Origin of the sequence: Streptomyces sp. NPDC058001, from assembly GCF_042886315.1 — a bacterium.
Taxonomy (GTDB): domain Bacteria; phylum Actinomycetota; class Actinomycetes; order Streptomycetales; family Streptomycetaceae; genus Streptomyces.
The window spans coordinates 1-20,665 of sequence record NZ_JBHVQT010000023.1 but is presented as its reverse complement, the minus strand read 5'-3'; the positions used below and the strand labels follow the sequence as shown (position 1 = coordinate 20,665).

Annotated in this window: 18 protein-coding genes; 8 read left to right on the top strand and 10 right to left on the bottom strand. The window is 68.2% G+C overall.

What is annotated here, in order from left to right; all coding sequences use genetic code 11:
• The first annotated feature begins 105 nt into the window (after positions 1-105).
• Positions 106-432, top strand: coding sequence for a hypothetical protein (locus ACFVT5_RS40500; RefSeq protein ID WP_389898988.1), 327 nt, complete (start codon positions 106-108; stop codon positions 430-432).
• A gap of 194 nt (positions 433-626) precedes the next feature.
• Positions 627-1,040 carry a hypothetical protein gene (locus ACFVT5_RS40495; protein WP_389898986.1) on the top strand — a complete coding sequence of 138 codons (414 nt, stop codon included), beginning with the start codon at positions 627-629 and terminating at the stop codon, positions 1,038-1,040.
• 410 nt (positions 1,041-1,450) lie between these two features.
• On the opposite strand, the gene ACFVT5_RS40490 is transcribed toward ACFVT5_RS40495, so the two are convergent.
• From ACFVT5_RS40490 to ACFVT5_RS40460, 7 genes are all read right to left on the bottom strand, one after another.
• The gene (locus ACFVT5_RS40490) at positions 1,451-1,756 is read right to left on the bottom strand and encodes a hypothetical protein (protein WP_389898984.1); all 306 of its coding nucleotides are present in this window, start codon (positions 1,754-1,756) and stop codon (positions 1,451-1,453) included.
• A gap of 29 nt (positions 1,757-1,785) precedes the next feature.
• Positions 1,786-2,688, bottom strand: coding sequence for an NUDIX domain-containing protein (locus tag ACFVT5_RS40485; RefSeq protein ID WP_389898982.1), 903 nt, complete (start codon positions 2,686-2,688; stop codon positions 1,786-1,788).
• Positions 2,681-3,592, bottom strand: coding sequence for a phosphotransferase enzyme family protein (locus ACFVT5_RS40480; RefSeq protein ID WP_389898981.1), 912 nt, complete (start codon positions 3,590-3,592; stop codon positions 2,681-2,683). The genes ACFVT5_RS40485 and ACFVT5_RS40480 overlap by 8 nt, the downstream gene beginning before the upstream one ends.
• On the bottom strand, positions 3,589-5,070 hold the full coding sequence (locus ACFVT5_RS40475) for an NUDIX domain-containing protein (RefSeq protein WP_389898979.1): 1,482 nt from the start codon (positions 5,068-5,070) through the stop codon (positions 3,589-3,591). The genes ACFVT5_RS40480 and ACFVT5_RS40475 overlap by 4 nt, the downstream gene beginning before the upstream one ends.
• 57 nt (positions 5,071-5,127) lie before the next feature.
• The gene (locus ACFVT5_RS40470; protein WP_389898977.1) at positions 5,128-6,264 is read right to left on the bottom strand and encodes an NUDIX domain-containing protein; all 1,137 of its coding nucleotides are present in this window, start codon (positions 6,262-6,264) and stop codon (positions 5,128-5,130) included.
• Between the two features lie 61 nt (positions 6,265-6,325).
• Complete coding sequence (locus ACFVT5_RS40465; RefSeq protein ID WP_389898975.1) at positions 6,326-8,266, bottom strand: ATP-binding cassette domain-containing protein; 1,941 nt, start codon at positions 8,264-8,266, stop codon at positions 6,326-6,328.
• 234 nt (positions 8,267-8,500) lie between these two features.
• A complete protein-coding gene (locus tag ACFVT5_RS40460; RefSeq protein WP_389898973.1) occupies positions 8,501-8,977 on the bottom strand; it encodes a hypothetical protein in 477 nt (158 codons plus the stop codon).
• Positions 8,978-9,056: 79 nt separating this feature from the next.
• Here ACFVT5_RS40460 and ACFVT5_RS40455 point away from each other — a divergent pair, with 79 nt between their 5' ends.
• The 5 genes from ACFVT5_RS40455 (at position 9,057) to ACFVT5_RS40435 (ending at position 14,830) form a co-directional block, all read left to right on the top strand.
• Positions 9,057-9,863, top strand: coding sequence for a site-specific integrase (locus ACFVT5_RS40455; protein WP_389898971.1), 807 nt, complete (start codon positions 9,057-9,059; stop codon positions 9,861-9,863).
• Between the two features lie 509 nt (positions 9,864-10,372).
• A complete protein-coding gene (locus ACFVT5_RS40450) occupies positions 10,373-10,555 on the top strand; it encodes a hypothetical protein (protein WP_389898969.1) in 183 nt (60 codons plus the stop codon).
• Positions 10,552-12,300 carry a hypothetical protein gene (locus tag ACFVT5_RS40445; RefSeq protein WP_389898967.1) on the top strand — a complete coding sequence of 583 codons (1,749 nt, stop codon included), beginning with the start codon at positions 10,552-10,554 and terminating at the stop codon, positions 12,298-12,300. The genes ACFVT5_RS40450 and ACFVT5_RS40445 overlap by 4 nt, the downstream gene beginning before the upstream one ends.
• The gene (locus ACFVT5_RS40440; protein ID WP_389898965.1) at positions 12,300-14,411 is read left to right on the top strand and encodes an integrase; all 2,112 of its coding nucleotides are present in this window, start codon (positions 12,300-12,302) and stop codon (positions 14,409-14,411) included. The genes ACFVT5_RS40445 and ACFVT5_RS40440 overlap by 1 nt, the downstream gene beginning before the upstream one ends.
• Positions 14,408-14,830: a hypothetical protein gene (locus tag ACFVT5_RS40435; protein ID WP_389898963.1), complete on the top strand. Its 423-nt coding sequence runs from the start codon at positions 14,408-14,410 to the stop codon at positions 14,828-14,830. Before ACFVT5_RS40440 ends, ACFVT5_RS40435 begins: the two co-directional genes overlap by 4 nt.
• Before the next feature lie 157 nt (positions 14,831-14,987).
• On the opposite strand, the gene ACFVT5_RS40430 is transcribed toward ACFVT5_RS40435, so the two are convergent.
• The 3 genes from ACFVT5_RS40430 to ACFVT5_RS40420 form a co-directional block, all read right to left on the bottom strand.
• Positions 14,988-15,944 (bottom strand): phosphotransferase family protein, encoded by a 957-nt coding sequence (locus ACFVT5_RS40430; protein ID WP_389898961.1) that lies wholly within the window; start codon positions 15,942-15,944, stop codon positions 14,988-14,990.
• A 92-nt stretch (positions 15,945-16,036) separates the two neighbouring features.
• Positions 16,037-18,262: a methyltransferase, FxLD system gene (fxlM, locus tag ACFVT5_RS40425; protein ID WP_389898959.1), complete on the bottom strand. Its 2,226-nt coding sequence runs from the start codon at positions 18,260-18,262 to the stop codon at positions 16,037-16,039.
• Positions 18,263-18,728: 466 nt separating this feature from the next.
• Complete coding sequence (locus ACFVT5_RS40420; protein WP_389898956.1) at positions 18,729-19,649, bottom strand: hypothetical protein; 921 nt, start codon at positions 19,647-19,649, stop codon at positions 18,729-18,731.
• A 124-nt stretch (positions 19,650-19,773) separates the two neighbouring features.
• Here ACFVT5_RS40420 and ACFVT5_RS40415 point away from each other — a divergent pair, with 124 nt between their 5' ends.
• Complete coding sequence (locus tag ACFVT5_RS40415) at positions 19,774-20,274, top strand: hypothetical protein (RefSeq protein WP_389898954.1); 501 nt, start codon at positions 19,774-19,776, stop codon at positions 20,272-20,274.
• Positions 20,275-20,665: the final 391 nt, after the last annotated feature.

The window sequence follows — 20,665 nt, the reverse complement described above, 5'->3', positions numbered from 1 at the left end:
GACCTGACGAAAGGGGCATGCGCTGCCAACCTTGAGCTGTCCTGTGGCCTGTGGAACCACTATCGCGGGGCCAGCGGGGACGATTACGTCCTCGACGCGGCCACTGTGGACGACCTGTTGAACGACAAGGGGATGCGAGGTCGCATCAAGCAACAGCTAAGGGGCTGGGGATTGGAAGCGGCCAACCGTTGCGAGGGAAGCAGGGCATGCTCGTTCGGCGCGGACAGTGGGTGGCTTCCGGGTGGCTTCAAGGGACTTGACGCCAAGAACGCCATTGGTCAGGCGAAGTACCGAATCAATGCCTCGGTCTCGGTCGGGGCGGATGATCGAGTCACCACCACCTATCGTGTGAAGATATTTAAGAACTGGAACTTCGACAGGGGGAAGACGGTAGATATTCCGTACACCGGGTTGACGATCGATCTGGGATAATTCCTGGATCTCCCTGAACATGGGTACGCGCAAGAGTACGACATGCTCGGCACCAGTTCGCTGCACGATTTTTAGCCGATAGGGAAGGGGACGACATGAAAAAGTTTCCTAGCGGACGGAGAGTGGCCTCTGGGTTCGTTCTCCCTGGGCTCCTCGCATTCTCGTGCTGGGGCTGCGCTACTGCTCGTGCAGGGGTGGGCACCGAGCCCGCGAGGCAGAATGACCCACGGATGTACGAAGGCTGCACCGGTGGACGAAGCCTCAAGGAGATTCGGCGAGTCTACGGCCTCTCGATTCCCGCTGAGGCAGAGAACCTGCGCTACTGCGAACAGGAGAGCTGGTCCGGCAGCGCTGGAGAGTTGCAGTTCGACACCTCCAGAAATGGATTGAAAGCATTTCTTGATGGAGCCGGGCCCGACCTGATCCTGGAAAAGGTGGAGGGATCCTTGCTGGAGAGGGACTGGCAGAAGATCCCACGTGGAGTCCAAGTCGAAAGCGGCACCTACGTGAACAGGATCGGCGGGTGCGACAACGCCATTACGGTCGACGTTCAAGAGCTGCGTACCGACGAGGTGCGGATCTATCTTGACGTGGTCTGTGCCTCGTGACGGGCTGGCGGACAGGGGGACCCCGGCGAAGGTTGGGGCGGCCGACTTCGACGTCGCACTAGCCTCGCGCTTTCACGTGGCAGGGCGTCGGGTGGGTGATCAGAATCGTGAAGAGCGCTCCTGACCTGCAACGATGAGCTTGTCCAAGGTCCAGGCCGTCGCATGAAAGAAGCACTCTCCAGGTGAAGGTGCGACACGAGGTCGCGTGTGTTGAGTGGATGCTCTTGGAGAGGGGTCGGCGGTGTCGCCGATGACAGGGTAGTTCTGGGTGCGTCGCCGATGACCCGTCCCTGCCTGGACGGGGCCTTGACCCAAGGCCGGTAGTTAGCGTATTTCCGCTGGTGGCATGAGGGTTGAGCGAGTTCTCGGGCTGCTGTAGGTGGCGCGGCCGGTCTTGGTGATGAGTCCGTTTACGGCCCATCTGTCGAGCTGTCGGTACATCGTGCTGAGGGTGATGTCGCCGAGGTGGCGGGCGAGGGCGCGGGTGTGCCACTGGCGGTCGGGTTCTGCGTGAAGGAGGTCCAGGACGCGCTGTCTGCGCCGGTCGGCGGCTGGTGTGTGCCGATCGTCGTGCGAGACGGTGGGCAGGTCGGGATCGGGTTCGACGTTGGTGACGCCCAGCCGAGCCGGTCGGGGATCGGCGGGGTGTAGGCGCGGGCCAGTTGGCGCTGGCCGTAGATCTGCCAGGCCCTGGTGTTGGTGTCCTCGGCGGGCACGGTTGCCTCCTGGGTGGGGGTGCTGGGGATCAGGTGTGCGTGATCAGGTAGGCGGGGCCCTCGCCGCGTTGGGCTCGTTCGTTGGCGTCGAGGCGGGCGAAGGCGCGCGGTGCCATCAGCTCCTGCCAGGTCGCGAGGTCGTGGACGGCCCACATGTCGTGCTCGGCGGGATCGAGGCGGATCCGGCCGAGCTGACTGGCGGTCAGCCGGCCTGCGCCGAAGATGAGCCCCACCTTGTTCAGCGGCTGGCGCGGCCCGGCGTGCAGGAAGTGCGTCAGGAGCAGCTTCGGCGTGTCCAGACCGAGTTCGAGGCTCGTCTCCTCGACCGCCTCTCGCCGTGCGGTCTGCAGCGGGTCCTCGCCTGCGGTGTCCAAGTTGCCGCCCGGGAACTGCCAGAGTCTCAAGCCGTAGACCGAGCGGAGCTGGACCGGCCGGTCGTTCGCGTCGCGGATGTAGAGGCAGCCGTACACCGTGTGGTGGGGGACGGTCTGCGCGTACTGCGCGGGCGTCATCGGCGTGGGGCGGCCCGGCCGTGCAGGGCGGTGGTCGAACGCGAGGGCGAGAGCGCCGAGGGCTTCCTTGGCCGGCGGGTAGATGCTGCGGAGGTTGGCAAGCAGGTCTCCGGGCGGCCCGTCCGGGTCGATGCGTGCGGCGTCCTCCGAGCTGAGCAGGTCCTCGAAGGAGGGGTACGGGGTGATCCGCTGCACGATGACGTCGAGTTCCCGCCCGGTGTCCCGGTCGTGGAAGACGACCGTGTCACCGACTGCGACGGCGCGCTTCTGCGGGGTGGCCGCCCGCACTTCGATCGTTTTGCGGCCTGCTTCCACTTGGCGGTAGTACCGCCCGAGCAAGTGCATGTGGTGCTCTGGTGGTTCACCTCCGGTCGCCGGACTCGGGACGGCTGGGATCGCCTGTTGGGTGTCGTCAGGCACGCGTGCCTCCGTTCGATGTGGTCCGTCCGTTGCGACCTTGGGATCGCAGGCGCGCCAGGGTGCGGTGGCCGCGCTCCTGTGTTTCCGCGTCGGCGTGGGTGGCGCCGTACTGGATTCCGGAGAGGGCGTCGAGTGTGGAGTCGACGACGAAGCGTTCGTCCTCGGCTGGGGTGAGTGCGCGGCCGTAGCCGGACATGAAGGCGTCGTGAAGGCCCGGCTGGGTGGCCCAGGCGTCCGCAAGGCGGACCAGGTCGCGGATGGCCGGGCCGGGCTCGCTGCGTTCGAAGTCGATCACGGCGAGGCTGCCGTTGCCGTCCAGCAGCAGATTGCGCAGCTGAAAGTCCCCGTGTGTCGGCACGCGGTCCAGGGGCGGAACGTCTTCGGCGCGCGCCACGATCTGGCGGATGAACTCCTCGTCCCGCGGGTGCAGGTAGGGGCGGGCTGCTTCCAGGTGCCGCTCGACCTTCGCGAGTGCGGGCACTCCTTCCTCAGCGGGGAGCGGTGCTGCGCTTCGGTGAATGTCCGCGGCCAGGGCGCCGATCTGGTGGAAGAGGAGCTGTTGCTGCTCAGGCGGGTGTGCGATGCCGTGCAGGGGCCGGCCGGGCACCGCGGTGATGACGACGGCCCGCAACGCGCTGTCGGCGGTCACGAGGGTGGGAGCGGCTGTTCCGAGGCTGAGGACCCAGCTGCAGTACGCGTCCACCTCGCGCTGGTGGAACCGCGTGTTCTGGTGGATCTTGACGTACCAGACCCCCTCTTGTACCCCGTCGGCCCGCCATACCCGGCTGCTGTCGCGATCCCAGGAGGCGTCCGTCCAGGCGGCGATGTGCCCCACCGCCTGCTCGGCGAGCTGCCGTACTTCCTCGGGCAGGAGGTCCGGGTGCGTGGACGCGACCGTGCTCATGCCCAGCCCGTTTCGGAGTAGAGGCGGCCGACGCGGATGCCCTCGATGACCACCCGGGTGTAGGGGACGAGATCGTCGGGGAGTGCGGCCGGGTCCCAGAACTTCCACTGGGTGCACTTGTCCGGCTCGCGCAGTTCCGGCTCGCCGCTCCAGGTGCGGGCACGGAAGAACAGGCCCATGCGGGGCCGGTCCCCGGCGCGGTCGATGTGGTGGACGACGTGGACGAGTTCGACGTCCGGTCGCTCGATGTGCAGGCCGGCTTCCTCCCGTGCCTCCCTGATCAGGCAGGTGATGGCGCTCTCCTGCTCGCAGTGGCCGGCCAGGACGTGCCAGGTGGACGGCGCGAACGCGGAGTCGGGGTGGCGCAGCCCGAGCAGCACTGTCCCATCGGGCCGCTCCAGGTAGAGGTGGACGCCGATGACGTTGAGGACCGTGCCGTGCGGGGAGGTAGACCAGCAGTCCTCGTGGGATGAGAGCCCGCTCTGTGGCGCGGTGCCGGCGGGGCGGCTGGCGGCGTGGCGCCGTACGAGGTCGCTGGTGGTGTCTGCGATACGGAGGCGGTGGAGGTCGTCGGGGGCGAACCAGGCCAGCATCACCCCTTCCGTCAGGTGGAGTTCGCGGGGATCGCCGTTCCAGCGGCCCGCGTAGATGGCGATGGGCACGGTCGCGCCGGCCTCGTCGGAGGCGTACTCGGTGCCGAACGGGGTGAGATCAGCGATGTCGAGGCCGGCTTCCTCGGCCAGTTCGCGCCGCACGGTGTGTTCCAGGGTGGCGTCCTGGGGCTCTCGGCCGCCGCCCAGCAGGGACCACATGCCCGGCTCCCAGATCCGGCCGGGGAAGTAGTCGCGCAGGTGGAGCAGGTACTCGCCGCGGTCGTTGTAGATCAGGGCGGAGGCGTTGGCCGTATCCGGTTCGGTCTTCGGCGGGAGCTTGAGCAGCCTCTCGCGCAGGGACGGGGAGGTCACCCTGTCCACGGGCCGCCACTCGATGCCGCCGACCTCTTCTTCCTGCAGCACCACCGGCACATCTGTCGCAGTGTGCAGGCGGAAGAGGAACCGGAGGTCGAAGTGCTGGTGGCCGGGTTCGCCTTTGTCCGGGTCGGCGTCGATGTCGTGGATGTCGATGTCGAGCGGCACGGCCTCGTAGCCGGGCCACGGTGCCACGGCCTGGGGCGGGATCCCGGTCTCCTCGTGCAGCTCCCGCAGCGCCGCTGCTGCCATGGACTCGTCGGCGGGCTCGGTGTGTCCGCCGGGGGCGAGGACCTTCCCGCTCGCCAGGTGCAGCGCGTGCAGGACGCGGCCGAGCGGGTCGACGACGATTGCGCCGCAGGTGAAGTGTCCGGTGAAGGTGGAGCGGCTGGCGATGTCGGTGGGACGGTCGAGGGCGTCCAGGAGGCCGCCGAGTTGCTCGCGCTCGTGAGGGTGGCGAGCGAGGTAGGTCTCGACGGTGGTGCGGATGTGGTCGTGCGACAACGGCATGGGGCTACCTCAGAGGGACGTGGAGCGGGACGAGTCGAGGCGGGGCGGTTGTTCGGGTCAGCTCAGCCGCATCCCCTCCGCCGGGATCTCCTCGATGGAGGCGGCGCGGGCCGTGGGCAGGCCCCACCGATACCGTGCTGTTTCCCCTGCGAGCTGGGCTTGCCGCGCGCCGGGCGGGCCCCAGCCCAGCAGGGCGGCTGCCTGGGTGGGGGTGGTGAGCAGGCGGGCGAAGGGGTGGCCGGTGGCGGGGTCGACGGCCGTCGGCCCGATGGCGGTGACCCGGGCGGCCAGGCGCAGCCGGGCGTTGGGCCCCACGCCGCCGTAGACCTCGCCGGTCTCGTCCAGCACCCAGCCCAGTCGCACCGGATCGGCCAGGGTGAGCTGGGCTTCCTCGGCGGCTTCGCGGTGCAGGGTGTCCTCGGGCGTCGCGTCGGTGCTCTCCACGGTGCCGCCGGGCAGCATCGGCAGCGCGCCCCGCGGGCCGGGGTCGGCCACGAGGACGACCCGGCCGTCGGGGACGAAGCACCACGCCCAGGCTTGCTGCACGGGCAGCTGCGCGGGGACGGGGCCGCGGTTGAGAGGGCTGTCCCACAAGGGCCGGTAGCGGACGTGCACGTCGTGGCGGTCCAGCGCCGGGACGTCGAGGATGTGCCGGCCGTCGGCGAGGTGAGCGGTGGCGGTGTTCCCGAGCCGGGCACGGTAGGCGGCGAGCATGATCTGCCCGTCCACGGGGCGCAGCCGCTGCACCGCGTCCCGGCTCTCCAGGAAGGCGTACTCGGACAGCTCCTCGTGCGGCAGGCGGATCGCCTCCACCTGGTCGGGGGTGAGGGTTCCCCCATCGAAGGCGAACCGGACCTCTCCGGGGCAGGGCGTGCCGGGTTGAAAGTCGGGGTGGTGCGGGGAGAAGGAGTGGACGGCGAGCACGGCCGACAGAGGCAGATCCAGGCCCAGTTCCTCGGCGATCTCGCGCCGGCAGGTGATGTGCGGGTGTTCGCCGGGTTCGACGACGCCTCCGGGCAGCAGCCACGAGTCGTCCTTGCGGTAGGTGGGGTGCACCAGCAGGACCCGGCCGACCTCGTCGGTGATGATCGCGGCGGCGCCGAGCCACGCCGCATGCCGGGATGCGGCGTACTGCGCTGCGGGCAGAGCCGTACGCAGTGTGACGTGATCCGAAGGGGAGACGGGAGAGGTCACGTATCTCTGCCTTTCACGACGGTGGACGGGCGAGTGCGCAGCGCGGACCGGCGAGCGGTGATCAGGAGGCAACGCCGCTCATCCGGCGCTGCAGCTCCCACAGGGTCCGGAACAGACCGGGCTCCTGGGTGAGTTGGGCGTAGGTGCCCTCCTGGACGATCCGCCCTTCATCCAGGACCACGATCCGGTCGGCGACAGCCACGTTGGTGAGCCGGTGCGTGATCAGCAGGATGGCGCGGTCCTTGGCCAGTTCGCGCAGGCCGGCGAAGATCCGGTGCTCTGCGCGGGCGTCGAGGGCGGCCGTGGGTTCATCCATCACCAGCAGCGCCGCCTGCCGGTGGAACGCGCGAGTGAGGACCAGGCGCTGCCACTGCCCGCCGGAGAGCTGCTGTCCGCCGAACCACTCACTGGTCAGGAGGGTATTCAGGCCGGAGCGGAGGCCCGGCAGCATCTCCGCGGCGCCGGACGCCTCGCATGCGGCGAGAAGAGCCGCGTCACTGGTGTCGCCCTGCCCGAACGTGATGTTGTCACGCATCGTCAGCGGCAGGTATGTGAACTTCTGCGGCACCAGCGCGACGTGCTCCCACGCCCCCCACGGGTCCAGGTCCGCGGTGGAGGCGTGGTCCCAGGCCACGTCGCCCTCGGTGGGCAGCAGCAGCCCGCACAGCAGGCGCGAGAGGGTTGTCTTGCCGGAGCCGTTCTCCCCGACCAGCGCCACGATCTCCCCGCGCCGCACGTGCAGGGAGACGTTGCTCAGGCTGTCCTTCGGGGCGCCGTCGTAGCGGTAGGTGACGTCGCGGACCTCGAAACGCTCCGGAGTCACAGCCACGGGCGCGGTGCCGCGGGAGTCGGTCATGGCCTGGCCGTGGGCGTTGTCGAGGAAGTTCTGCCAGTCCTGCACGTACCAGCCGGTGCGCACCAGGCGGGCCCCGCCGTTGATGATGCCGCGCACCGAGCCGGTGGCGGTCTGGAGAGCGAAGACGGCGCCGCCGCCGGCCGCCAGGCTCATCCGCCCGGAGGCCAGGAGCCACAGCAGTGCCGCCCACACCGCGGTCGAGGCGATCCCGCCGGCCACGGCTCCGGCCAGTCCCATCCAGGCACCGGTGTTCGCGGCTTTTCGTTCGGCCGCGTTGACCGAGGCGGCCAGCCGCCGGTACCGGCCGATCAGGAAGGGGCCGGCCAGGCAGGCGCGCATCTCCTCACTGGACTCCTGATAGGCCATGTGCCAGCGCAGCTTGCCCAGCATCCGGCGCCGCCCGGAGGTCTCCAGCCCGGCGAGGTAGAGCACGCGGGCGGCGCGGACGTAGGCGGCGGCCTGCGGCAGGCAGGCGAGGAAGAGCAGGGGAAGGAGCAGGGGGTGCAGGACGGTCAGGACGGTGGCGCCGGCCGCGAGCGTGGCGGTGGCCGCGAGGACGTCCTGCGCTTCTTCGACGAGGTCGGGGGTGACTTGGGCGCCGCGGTCGGCGATGTCGTAGGCGTCGTTGTAGCCGGGCTTGTTGTTGGCGGCCAATTCCGCGCCGAGCGCGGCCTCGATCATCGTCAGCTCCGCTGCCCGGCCGAGCACCGGGCGCAGACGGCCGGTCAGCCAGACGACGGTGATGCCCAGCAGGGCGCGCAGGCCGGCGGCGGCGGCGATCACGGCCAGCTGCGGGGCGGCGTCCCACAGCCGCTCGGTGATGTCGCCCGAGGAGATCAGCGCGGTGATCGTGCCGGTGATGGCCAGGAGGCCGAGGGCCGCGAGGACGCCGGTCCCGATCTGGCACACCAGCAGGCCGATGGTCGCGCCGCGGTCCGCGCGCCAGGCCATTTGCACCGAGCGCCGCACGAGTGAGGGAAGGCGCCGCGCCATGGTGCGGGAGGTCAGCAGGGAGCCGGCCTGGAGCCGTGAATCGTCGCGGTAGAGGTATTCCTCTTCTCGAACACCGGCCTCCTGCGGTTCGTTGTCCGGCGCGGTCCCCTTGGGCGGTTGTGGCGGCTGGTCCTGTGTAATGGCCGAGGTCATCGTTCCCCCTAGGACGGTCGCTGCGGCAGAGTCGTGAGGTCTAACGACACGGCTGCGATATCGAACACACGTCATTCGGTCGTGCTGGGGAGCCCGCTATTTCCTGCGTCAGGGAACCCCGCGGGCGCGGGATCCCTGGTCTGGCTTGGAGCGGCTGCGGGCAGGAAATGGCCGAAACGCCGACACCGCCAAACAGCGTGGGCAGTACGGCGGGGCATCCCGGGTCGTCCCCTCTTAGCTGGGATCTGGTTCGGCCTGCAGCAGCCTTTCCAGTTCTGTCTCGGCGTGGCCGACCGCGCCCGTCAGAGCCTCCTGGTGGTGGGCGGACAGGACGCCGGATCCCAGTCCGGCCGTGGCGATCACCGCGTTGAGCGCGTCTGTCGCCCGGTCGTCCAGGGCGGACGCGGCGACGGGGTGGTGCAGTGCGTCTCGTGCGGCGTAGGCGTCGAGTCGGGCGACGCTGAAGAGGGAGTCGAGTACGCGGGCGGCATGGCGTCCGGTGCGGTCCAGTTCCAGGGCTGACAGGCCCGTCCGGGTCTGGAAGGCGGCGGTCGGCGGATCGGGGTGGGCAAGGAGTTGGACGGCTGCATCAAGGGTGCGGTCAAGGTCGGGTTCAAGGACGGGGGCGTCTGCGGGTCGGCAGTGGGCGTGCAGGAGGAGGGCGATGGCTCTGCGGCGTTCCCTATTGAATGAGGGTGTTGAAGCCGTCAAGAGAGGTCTCCGAAACGTGAGTTGGCGAGTGTTCTGGGTGCCGCGAGATGCGGAACAGGGCGGGGTCCGGAGGAGCCTGTTGGAGGGCTGGGAGGACCTCGCCGAGCGCGAAGAGGCGGTGAGCGTGCAGGCCGGGGACCCGATCGTCTTGTCGCCGGATCGCCGCGTGGATCCGCAGCTGGCCCTGTACGGGCAGTCACGCAAGTTCCGCCGGTACACGGCGGAGACGAAGCGGAATTACACGACGGATATCGCTCTGCTGCTGACCGCGTTGTGGAGGCGGGGCAGGTCGTGGACTGAGGCGACCTCAAAGGACCTGAATGACTTCGAGGACTGGAGGCGATACGCCGTCGCGAACCCGACGCTGATCGGGGGCTCCAAGTGGAATCGTGAACTGGCGGCGTTCGAGAGCCTGTATTCGTGGGCCAAGAGGAAGGGCTATCTGCGGCAGAACCCGATCCTCATGAAGGAGATGACGGGTCGGAACGGGGAAGTGCTTCGGGTTCCCGAGCAGAGAGCCAACGACTCCCGGCCGAGCAACGTGCACTGGTTGACGCCGCGGACCTGGCGCCGGTGGATCGATATCGGGCTGCGAGGCCACACTCGCGAGGGGGTGCCGGAACCTGGCTGGGTCGGGCGCCTGGAAGACCGCAACGTTGCGTTCGTACGGACGCTCAACTCCTCGGGGTTACGCCTGAGTGAGGGCGGTTCCCTGCTGACGTTCGAGGTTCCTAAGCGGCGATTGGGCGGCGGCCGGTACTACCGGGGCAAGGTCGCCGCCGAGGTGACCCGGTCGAAGAAGCAACGGACGTTCTATGTCGCTTCGGACGCTGTCGGGGACATCGAGACCTATGCGGCATCCTCACGAGCCTGGGTCGTGAGGTGAGCCCAGCGAGCCGGCCGCTATGACCGGCTGCCCGAGATGTGGCTGGTCACCGAAGTCACGCGCGGGCTGAAGCCGAAGGTCCGCTGGTGTGATCAGAACGGCGTCATCTTCGAGCGTGAGCTGAACAAGCTCACCTGGCAGGAGCGGGCCCTGCTGTTTGAGGAAGGTCCTCACGGCCCGGAGCCGTTGTGGCTGTGGCTGAACGAGCAGGGTCTGCCGTTCCATCCGCACTCGTGGGAGGGCGTCTTTCGCACGGCGAACCAGCGGTGCGAGCGGACGCTGACCCCGCCCGAGCACCTCCGGCGGGACCCGCACCAGGTCTATGCGCCCTACGCAACGCCGCACTCCGCCCGCCATTCCCACGCCTTGTTCATGCTCGTGGTTCTCAACTACCTCATGGATCAGCGCTACGGGCTGACGCCGGAAGGCGCCGGGATTTCCGCCTCCTCTACGGCGACCCACGGTTCATGGTCCAGAATTTGTTGGGTCACGCTTCACGGGATACGACGGTGCAGCACTACCTCGCTCCCGTCGCGGACCTGCAGCTGCGGTCGATGCTCGCGACCGCTGGAGACCGGGTGGAGGCTCCGATGCCCGAGCTGGACGCGGTCTTCACCCGCATCGCACGGGAGTCAGAAGGCATTCAGGACCTCGATTCCCGGATGCAGTCCACCACTTGCGGTGCCGCGTGAGCCCACGAGGACGCGCCGCGTCCCTGCCGCCTGCCGATCACGCCAGCCCGGACCGGATCACCACCAACGGCCTGGTGGTGCGCCACTACAACCGGCGCAACAGCGTCAAGGAGTACGACTTCTCCACCCTTCCGGTCGCTGAGCCCCTGCAGCGCTCGCTGGCCGCAGCGTTCGCCTCACACTGCACACCGCACCGTTGGGGAGCACACACCACATCGCAGGGGCACTGGGAACACGTCGTACGGTTCGCCGAGTTCCCTTCCCGACAGGACCACCCACCCCAGGACTTGGACGAGTTCACCGCCGCGTTGATGAAGCGGTGGCGCACGAACCAGACCGCAGCCCCGGGCGGCTACAACGCCCTCACCGCGGTCGGCAAGCTGCTTCGCAGCGACAGCCGATTGCGATCCGGACCAGTCGCCGACGAACTGGCCGTGAGGATCCCGCGGGGAAAGAGCAAGACGCAGTCGTACAGCGAAGCGGAGTTCGACCAGATCAAGGTGGCTGCCCGTCGAATGTTCCGCGCCGCGTTGCTGCGGATCGAGGAGAACGGCCGTCATCTGGACGCCTGGCGCGCGGGGGCATTTCCCGAAGGCGGTCGCGCGTGGGTGCTCGGCGAGGGCCTGGACATCCTGGCCCGCACCGGGGACCTTCCGCACAACGTTGGCCCGAGCAGGAAGCGCAACCTTAAGACGCGTTATCAGCGCGCGATGGGCGGAATCTCTGCCGAGGTGACCTGGCAGCGGCTGTTCCTGACGCGGCTGGAAGCAGCCGCCCTGGCCGTGCTTCTGTTGGCCGAGTACGGCTGGAACCTGTCCGTCATCAGCCAGGCTGAGGTGCCCCGGGCTTCCCCGGATACCGGCGAGGACGGTTGTCCGACCTACCGGATTCCCCTGGACAAGTACCGTCGTGGTGCTGGCCAGTACTACGAGAGCCGAAACGTCACCGACGACGGCGCTTCGTCGCGCGGCCGTCTGATCACGCAGGCTCTGGAAGCAACCCGATTCGCTCGCGGAGCCGTCGAGATCCTCGCCCCCGGCACCAATCTGCTGGTGGTCTGGCGCACGGGCTGGCTGGGGCCGGCGTCAACCGATCAGGACCGGCACCCGCCGGTGGGTCCTTTCCGGTTCGGCGTCTTCACCAACGAAGCTCAGGAATGGGTACGGGCCGCAGGATTCGAGGGGTCGCCCTTCCGGCGGGGGAGGCGGACCGTGACGGCTATCGACCGGCGCGAACCGGCCCAGCACAGCCAGACTACCCACGATCGCAACTACGCCTTGGTCGACAAGCGCGTGCAGAACGAAGCCATTGAGGTCATCGCGGCCGGCGCTGAGGACGCAGCTGGTCGTGCCCGCAGAGCGGTGCTGGTGGCCCATCTCCGCGACCAGCCGACCGACGGAGACGTGGAGACCGCGACGGCGGACTGCTCTGACTTCGAGCACGGCCCCGATCCGGCACCTGACGGCGGCTGCGGAGCCTCCTTCCTGATGTGTCTGGGCTGCGAGAACGCCCGGGTCCACCCCGGTCACCATCCACGGCTCGTTCACTTCCACCAGGCCCTGACGAACCTGCGGACTGTTCTGCCTCCCCCCAGTTGGGGAGCCGACTGGGGCGAGACACACGCCCGCCTCGAGGACCTCAAGCGCAAGATCGGCGACGGCCCTTGGCAGCAGGCCCTGACGCGGGTGACCGACGGCGATCGCACACTCATTGACCTTCTACTGACCGGACAACTCGATTACTGATGACCACCGCGCCCGAGCTCGATCCCTACCTCTTGCCCATGCCCACACCGGCCACCCCGGTCGTCTCCGGCGATCGCGTCGCCGCTGTCCACGCCCATCTCAACGCCTGCTACGGCTCCTCGGTCTGGCCGCTTGCCCCGCTCAGCGAGAACCCCAGCGGCAAGACCCCGAAGATCCACTGGCGCAACTGTCCGGCGGTCTTCCAGGACGACATCCGCCTCCTTGCATGGACCGTGATCAACGGGCAACTCCGGCCGACGTTCCTGCGAGAACGCGGCAACCAGCTGCGCGGCCGCCTCAGCGCCGACCGCACCGCAGCCGCAGTGAACAAGTGGATGAACCTGACGACCTGGCTCGATACGCACGGCATCACGACCCTCGCCGACTGCGACTCCGCAGTCCTGCACGAGTACGGGCAACACCTTCTCGGAGAGCACCGCAGCCGCGGCACGGTCAAGCACATCCTGGGCGCGATGACACGGCTATGGGCATTTGACCAGCTCAGCGCCCGTCCGACCGGCATCGGCCGGCCTCCATGGGACGAACTCGGCGCCGACGACTACCTCCCCGCGGCCACTTCTTCCGGCGGTGAGAACATCACCGAACCCCTGGCCGAAGGGACCATGGGCCCTCTCCTGGTCTGGGCGATCCGCATGGTCGACGACTTCGCCGACGACATCTTCGCCGCCTGGGCCGAGACTCAGCGACTGAGCGCCATCGCCCGCACCGCCACTTCCACCCCGCAAAGCCTGGCTGCCCTGCACGCCTTCATCGCTCCACTCATCGCTCGACGCGACCCCCTACCCTCCGTGCAGAATCAGGGCAAGACGCGCGTCGCACGCATCTACATCAGCGGACTCACCGGCGCCTCCGACCACCAGGTCGGTCACCTCATCAGGCAAATGGGCTTGAGGACAGTAGTCACCGAACAGCCAGGCGCGTGCCCGCTGGAAGCCCCCGTGATGGGAGTCATCGGCGGAAAGCCCTGGCGAAAGAAGCTCGACTTCACCGAAACCGCTGGCCTGATGCGGCACCTCGGGACCGCAGCCTTCATCATCCTGTCCTACTTGACCGGAATGCGTCCCGGTGAGGTTCTCGGGCTGAGAATCGGATGCTGTCCCGATCCCGAGCCCGACGAGAATGGCACCGTCGGCCGTCACCTGATCCGCGGGCATGAATACAAGACCGCCCTCGACGAGGACGGCAACCACCAGTCCGCCGGCATCGAGAGGGAAGTGCCCTGGGTCGCGATCGCTCCGGTCGTCAACGCGATCCGCGCGCTGGAGCGCTTCGTCCCTGATGGAGCCCTTCTGTTCGACGTCCGTGTCCACGATCTGCGTTACCACCGCCCCGGAACCGGATCTCTTATGACCGAAGCTCTGGGCAGCCGGATCGAGGACTTCATCGTCTGGGCAAACGCAGAAGCCGCCGCTCAAGGACTGTCAGGCGACGTCATCCCGCCCGACCCCTATGGAAGTGTTGGCACTGAGCGATTCCGCAGATCGCTCGCCTGGCACATCGCCCGCAGGCCAGGCGGCCTCGTTGCGCTCGCCGTCCAATACGGTCACCTACGCACAGCCCTTGTCTCTGAGGGATACGCATCCCGCAGCCGGGGCGGCATCCACGAGCTCATCGACATGGAGACCGTCCGCGCAGTCGCCGACCTCCACGACGACCTCGAAGGCGGCGGAGGGATCTCCGGTCCCGCTGCACGGCACGCCATCAAGGCCGCCGCCCAAGGCCCACGCTTCGCGGGCACAGCCATCACCCCCACCACCGCCCGCCGCCTGCTGGACAACGAGGACGCCGTGATCTTCGACAACCCCCAGGCCTTCATGCTCTGCCATTACAAACGCGCTCAGGCGCTCTGCCACCGTGACGGCGCCAAGGACACTCCCAGCCTGGACCACTGCGTTCCGGGCTGCGGCAATATCGTCCGCACCGATCAGCACGCCGCCCAACTCCGGGTCCGCGCTGATGCCTTGGACACGAGAGCCGCCCATACGCCCCAGCCGGTCGGCGACCGACTCCGGGCCAACGCCACGAAACTCCGGGACTTCGCGGACACTCACGACCGCACGCGAATCACCCTCAAGGAGGCCACTGCATGACTCCGGCCTTCGATGAACGCGAGCGCATCCACGCCGCAATGGATCGCATCCTGGCCGGCACCCCGCAGAGCTCCAGTGGCGCACTGACCATCGTCGCCCTGGCCCACGAAGCCGGTGTTCCCAGGAACGCACTCACTCAGCGGCACCTTGATTTGAAGAACGCATTCTACGAGCGGGTCAAGGAACGCGGGGCACCCTCAGACGTGGAAGTCCGACTCCGCAAGACCGTCGTGAAACTCAAGAAGACAATCGCCAACAAGAACAAGGAAATCGACCAGCTCCGCAACGACGTCCTTGGGCTAGTCAGGGTGGTCAATCAACTCACTCTGGAGAATCAGCGGCTCCGCGAGACACTCGCACAGCCTGCACCGAATGTCGTTGCCTTCCGCAACCGAAACTCACCGCAGCCTGAGGAGTGAGGAGCATCGGCCCGGGAGGGCCTCGCACTGGCCGGGTTCAGAGCGGCCGGGTCTCGAGGATGTCCTGTCTCGCTGAAGCCGAGGCAGTCTCGGTCCATGCGAGGCATCAGGTCATACGTCTCGCTCGATTCCGGGCATCTGCTGCTGGGTCCCAGTGTCAGCCCGGCGCGTCCATCAAGGCGGTGACATAGGCATCCAGCCGCTCCTCCACGGCTCGCGTCGTCAGCTCCGCCCTCCCAGCCTCCCGCCATGGCTGGGACACCGACCGCACTTCTTCCGAGGCGGCCAGCGCGTCCCGCACCCGCCAGTACAGCCGCTCGCTCGCGGTCGCGGCCAGTACCCCGCCGGCCTCCTCGTACGCCTCGGCGAACCGCATACCCCACGCCGGGCCGTGCAGCAGCGCGAGATTGACGGAGCAGTGCGCCACATCGAGATCCGCCGGACCCCAGGAGGGTGCCCAGTCGACGACGCCGGTGATCCGGGCATCTTCCGGGATTGAAGGCGGTACGTCGAACAGCACGTTGCCGGGCTGGAAGTCCCGGTGCAGGAAGCGCCCTTCACAGCGCGGCGCGGGCTTGCGGATCACGTCGATCGCCGCGGTCCATACGGCCGCGTCGGCGCCCTTCGGGACGACGACGGTGTCGGCGGTCGTCAACGTCACATATTTTCGGGGCCGCTCGACGGGTCGTAACGCGTGGATCGCCACGAGTTGGCGGGCCAGCAGGCGAACACGCGTCTCCACTCCCTGATCGTCGAGGACCGTCCGGCCCGCCAGATGTGTCATCAGGAGCGACGGAAACTCGCACTGCGTGGCGGTCGGATCAACCGCGACCAGTGAAGGAGCCGGCACGCCGGTCCCCGTGAGCAGGGTCAGGGCGCCAGCCTCCGCATTCAGCCCGCCCTCGGCGTGCTCCACGTAGAACGGGTCGACGTAGGTCCGCAGCACCAGGTCACGGGTGCCTCCGTCCCGCGTCCCGATGGTCAGCCGCCGCATCTCGGCGGTGATGCCGCCGTGCAGCGCCACGGCCTTGACGATCCGCTCGCCGGCCTCCAGGTGCCGGCTCACCCAAGCCAGTGTCAACGGCCGGACAGTTGCCGCCTCATCGTGGTTCATCACCGTGCCACCTCATCATCCGGACGGCGGCACGCGCGAAGGTTTTTACGGGTGGCGACGGGCGTGCGGCTGAAGTCAGCAAGCCGAGGATCTCAACACGCTGACTTGACAGGGAACTCCCAAGGCTCGGCGGGCTGGGTGGTGTCGATCAGGTCGCGGGCCTGCTGGTCCAGGCCCTGCTCCATCAGGGCCATGATCTTGATCTGGCGGCCGTCGAGGAGCCGGTTGCCGATGCCGCGGTGCTGGGCCATGGCGTCGGCGGCCTCGGTCCACCGCCCGATCTGGGCGAGGGCGCGGGCGCCGTCCACGAGCAGGGTGACGTACAGCTCCTGGCACACCGTGCGGTGGTCCTCGTCCGTGCCGGTCAGAGCAGACAGGTCGACGGTGCGCCCGCCGATCTCAGTCTTGTTCCGGTGTCGGGCAGCGTCGTTGAGGCAGTACAACAAGCCGTAGGCGAGTTCGCCGTGGCCGGCGCGAGTCTGCAACCGGGAGAGGTTGACGAGCGGCATCAGCGACATGACGGCGACTCGTCCGCTGAGGCGTTCGGCGTTGGCGAAGACCTGGTGCTGCCGCCAGCACAGATCCTCGGCCAGGTCGGGCAGGCCGACGTCGGAGGCGATGAGCGCGGCGTAGTTGAGGACCCCGCAGGTGCGGGCCACCAGGTCATGGTGGCCCGCACCTGCGGGCGCGACGGTCAGCCCGGTGAGATGGTTGATGCGCTCCTCCAAGGGGAGCGCGGGCGCCTTGGTGCGGCGGACCAGGGGGATGCGGCTGGCTATCGCGGGGATCATCGGCTCAGCCCTTGCGCGCCCAGTCGACGACGAGACGGTGTACGGCTTGTCGACGACGAAGCGCGGGTCGTCCGCCGTCAGCCGGTCACGCGAGTCCGCGGCGGCCATCCGGAAGCCCGGTTCGGGGGCGTCGTTGCCGCCGGTCGCGTCCCAGGCGCGGATCTCGCTCACGACGCGCTCGGCGAGGTCGGCGCCGCCCTCGCCGTGGCCGATCACGCCGACCTCCCAGGACCGGCCCTTCTCGTCCTCGCCCTCGCGGATGGTCAGGTACGCGAGCGACCCGCCGTCGAGGGCGGCCATGGACCCCCACCCGAAGTGCGGAGTGAACCCGGGGCGCTGGCCCGGCAGCCGGGACAGGCCGTCGGGCAGCACGCAGGCCAGGTACAGGTACAGCCACTCCCACGCCGAGCCCTGCCGGAACTTCACCCCGGTGTAGAGCTTGGTCTGCTGCTGGTCGAGGACGGTACGCAGCGTGTCGCGGTCGACGTCCTGCTCGCTGAACGTCTCCCGGCGCACGTTGCCCTCGCCGGCCATCGGCACGAGGGTGTACACGTCGTCGCAGACGCCCTTGCGCAGCGGGATGAAGGTGGCCATCTCGCAGGAGACGCTCTTCCACGTGTCGCCGTCGCGTTCGAAGGCGAAGCTCCGGGAGATGCTGCCGCGGATGCGCATCGGTAGGACCATGCGTCCGCCGGGGGCGAGCTGGTCGAGGATCTTCACGGGGACGTCGCCGGCGCCGACGGTGAAGATGATCCGGTCATAGGGGGCGTGCTCGGGCAGCCCGGCCGCGCCGTCGGCCATCACCGCGGTGGCGTTGTCGACGCCGGCTTCGGCAAGGTGCTTGCTCGCGCCGGCGACGAGGTCCTGGTCGACGTCGAGGGTCCACACCTGCCCGCCGGGGGAGACGATCTTGCCGAGGAGGGCGGCGTTGTAGCCGGTTGCGGCGCCGGCCTCCAGGACCTTGTGGCCGGGCTGGGCGCCGAGCTGTTCGAGCTGGGTGGCGACGATGGACGGCGCGGAGATGCAGGAGATCATCTCCCCGTGCTCGTCGTGCTTGATCCGGACCGCGTCCTCCTTGTACGCGCTCTCCAGGTCGACGCCGGGCAGGAAGGCGTGCCGGTCGGTGGTGCGGAAGGTGTCGATGGCCGCCTGGCTGCGCAGGTGGCCGCTGTCGACGAGCCGCTGGGCGAGGGCTTCGCGCAGCTGGTTGGGGTCGGTCACGGGTGTCTCCATTCGAGGGAGGCTAGGGTCCGCGGATACGGACTTGCGGGTAGACACGTCAGCTCCTTCTCCGGCGGAGAAGGTGACGTGACGGCCGAGCCACGCGGTGGCGGCCTGCGCGTCGGCAGGCACGCCCGCGCGGTTGAACGCGAAGATCGCCTGATGGGCGATGACGCCCCGGATTCCGCGTATCAGTCGGCCGTCGGCGACGAGCCGGCGCAGGCGGCGGCCGGCGTCCTCGAACGCGGCGACGTGCTCGCCCCAGCCCGCCTCCGCGTCGGGGCGCCGGGCGGCGTCCGCGTTCATCAGCCGCCGCATCGCGGAGACGGCTTGCTATCGTCCACCCCCAGCACCCGGGGCGTGACCAGTGGCGGGAATGGCACCCGCATCAGCTGGGACAGGACGGTGCACCGCGAGAGCCTGATGTTCAAGATCCGAAGCATCCGGGAACCGCCCCGGGCGGCCAGCACCACACCGACGTCCCCGGTACCTGTTCGGCGAAGGTCACCTTCGGACAGGACGCGTTCTCGCACTACAGGCGGCGTACGGACAAGTCGATGCGCAGAGGCCGGCCTGCGATCGTGACGTCGGCGAGGCTCCGTCCATACCGACTATGGCACCACGCACTGAGCTGTCCGCATCCCGTACAGCCCGCCGACTCACCGGATCTGGTGCGGGCGCGGACCGCCACCACAGCATCGGAGACCTCGACCGAGACCACCGGCACATCAGACAACTGCGGTAACAAACTGGCCAGTTCATCAGAGCACAGTCACAGGCTGCCCGCTATGCGGACCGGCCCACCGCACCACCGAGATGATCTCCGGCTACGAAAATCTTGCCAGAGCCACTCAAACGAGTACGTGGACACCAGGAGGAGAACCTCAATCAGGGCCCGGGTGTCGTCCCGCTCGCCGTGGATCTTTCGGGCCTGGCCCCACCAGGCGTCGTGGACCGGGGTGAATCTGCCTGCCGAGCGGGCCTGTTCGAGGGCGGTGGAGCCGGGAAAGGCACCGGGCTTGCGGACCAGGACTTCCAGGTAGTGGTCCAGGTCCAGCCGGACATCGCCCTTCGCGATCAGCCGCTCGTGCCGGGCCACTTCCACGTTCTGGTCGTAAACCACCAGATGGGAAGCGTGTAGCACGACCCGCACCCGCTTGCCGATCAGCCGGACCGGCACCGAGTAGCGGTTGGTGCGGACCGGGATCTGGCCGTAACTGTCGACCCGCGGAGTGAACATCCGGCCCGTCTCGAACGGCTTTTCCGGCAGCGGCATCAACAGCGGCAGTTCGAGCGCGAAGTGCTCCGCGACCGTCTTCGGCCTCGAACCGATCCGGCGGCCGTCGTCCTGTCGGTCCCACTGCTCGACCATCTCGTTCAGCTCGGCGAGCGAGGAGACTTCGGGGACGGGAACGAAGTGGTCGCGGCGGAAATAGCCGATCATCCCTTCGACGCCGCCCTTATCGTGCGCACCCTCGATGCCGGGCCGGCAGCAGAAGCTCTCGATGCCGAAGTGCGAACAGAAGGCGATCCACCGGTCGGCCTCCGTCCTCGCCCGGCCCTGCCCCATCACCCTGGCGACGGCGGCCTTCAAGTTGTCGTAGCGGACCTTGCTCCGCGGCACCCCGCCCAGCGTCTGCGGTGCGTGGACGTGGCCTTCGAAGAAGGCTTCCTGGCCACAGGAGGCGAACACCCTTCTCTGCACTTCGGTATTCGCGATGTGCCTGAATCTTCGTTGGGGTGTGATCGCCATGAGCTTCGACGGGGTCCGAGGAAAACGAGCTGCGGCCCGCCAGGTGAGAGGGCACCATGGCTTGGTGCCTGACCTGCTGTGGGATGACGTCAAGAACTTCTTCGACCCCGATTTGATGGGCCCGCTGTCGGACGTGAGCGTCGCTGATACCTCCGTCGATGACTGGCAGGCGGTGCTCGACTTGGTGCGCTCGCGGGGTTGGGTGTGTGAATACTCCGAAGACGGTGCCGTCCTGCGGCTTCCACGGGCCGCGGTGATGTTGCCTCGGGGCGTCGAGGCCAGTGTGATGTTGAGGATCTGGCCAGTACCAGGAGTATTGGCAATCTTTCGCCCCTATGCGGCCGACTCGATCGACTTCGATGTTGATCTTCGGGAGCTCCAGGGTCAGACACAACTGAACGTGCTCTGCGGCTTCCTGCGCGCGATCGGACGGTGCTTGGGTAAACCTGTACTGCTCGGGCCGGAGACGGACTCCGGTCACCCGGTGCTCGGTTTTGACGTCGAAGCGGACCGTGTGGTGCTGCTGGCTGACCCGCACTTCACTGGATCGGTCCCGACGCGCTGAACCAGACGTCGTCCGCAGGCCGGGGGCGGCCGGGGCCGTGAACTGCGTAGGCTGCAGCGGTGATCGTCCGATGCGTCAAAATCATCAGGCCCGGGACCTCAACGGTAGCGAGCGAGAGCATCCAGGCGTGCGGATCGGCGAGGAAAACCCGGTCCCCGAAGTGTTCGCCGCCCGGCCCCACGTGTTGGCGTACACGTTGCCCAGCCACGTACGGATGAACGTGCCCAACTGGTGATGTGCTGGGCCGGTGGATCGCCCGCGCAGTACTCGCGCCCACGATGAAGGCCCCGACCGGTCTTGGGTTCTAATGGTCCTCGCAACACCCGCGATCTGTGGGAGTTGCGAGGACCGTGGCCGTTGGACACGATGATCTTTCGGGGTTGAGGGAGCG

Excerpts from the sequence above, each read along its gene's own strand:
- ACFVT5_RS40480 (WP_389898981.1), bottom strand. The coding sequence starts at position 3,592 with ATGAGCACGGTCGCGTCCACGCACCCGGACCTCCTGCCCGAGGAAGTA.
- ACFVT5_RS40475 (WP_389898979.1), bottom strand. The coding sequence starts at position 5,070 with ATGCCGTTGTCGCACGACCACATCCGCACCACCGTCGAGACCTACCTC.
- ACFVT5_RS40465 (WP_389898975.1), bottom strand. The coding sequence starts at position 8,266 with ATGACCTCGGCCATTACACAGGACCAGCCGCCACAACCGCCCAAGGGG.
- ACFVT5_RS40440 (WP_389898965.1), top strand. The coding sequence starts at position 12,300 with ATGACCACCGCGCCCGAGCTCGATCCCTACCTCTTGCCCATGCCCACA.
- ACFVT5_RS40435 (WP_389898963.1), top strand. The coding sequence starts at position 14,408 with ATGACTCCGGCCTTCGATGAACGCGAGCGCATCCACGCCGCAATGGAT.
- ACFVT5_RS40430 (WP_389898961.1), bottom strand. The coding sequence starts at position 15,944 with ATGAACCACGATGAGGCGGCAACTGTCCGGCCGTTGACACTGGCTTGG.
- fxlM (WP_389898959.1), bottom strand. The coding sequence starts at position 18,262 with ATGAACGCGGACGCCGCCCGGCGCCCCGACGCGGAGGCGGGCTGGGGC.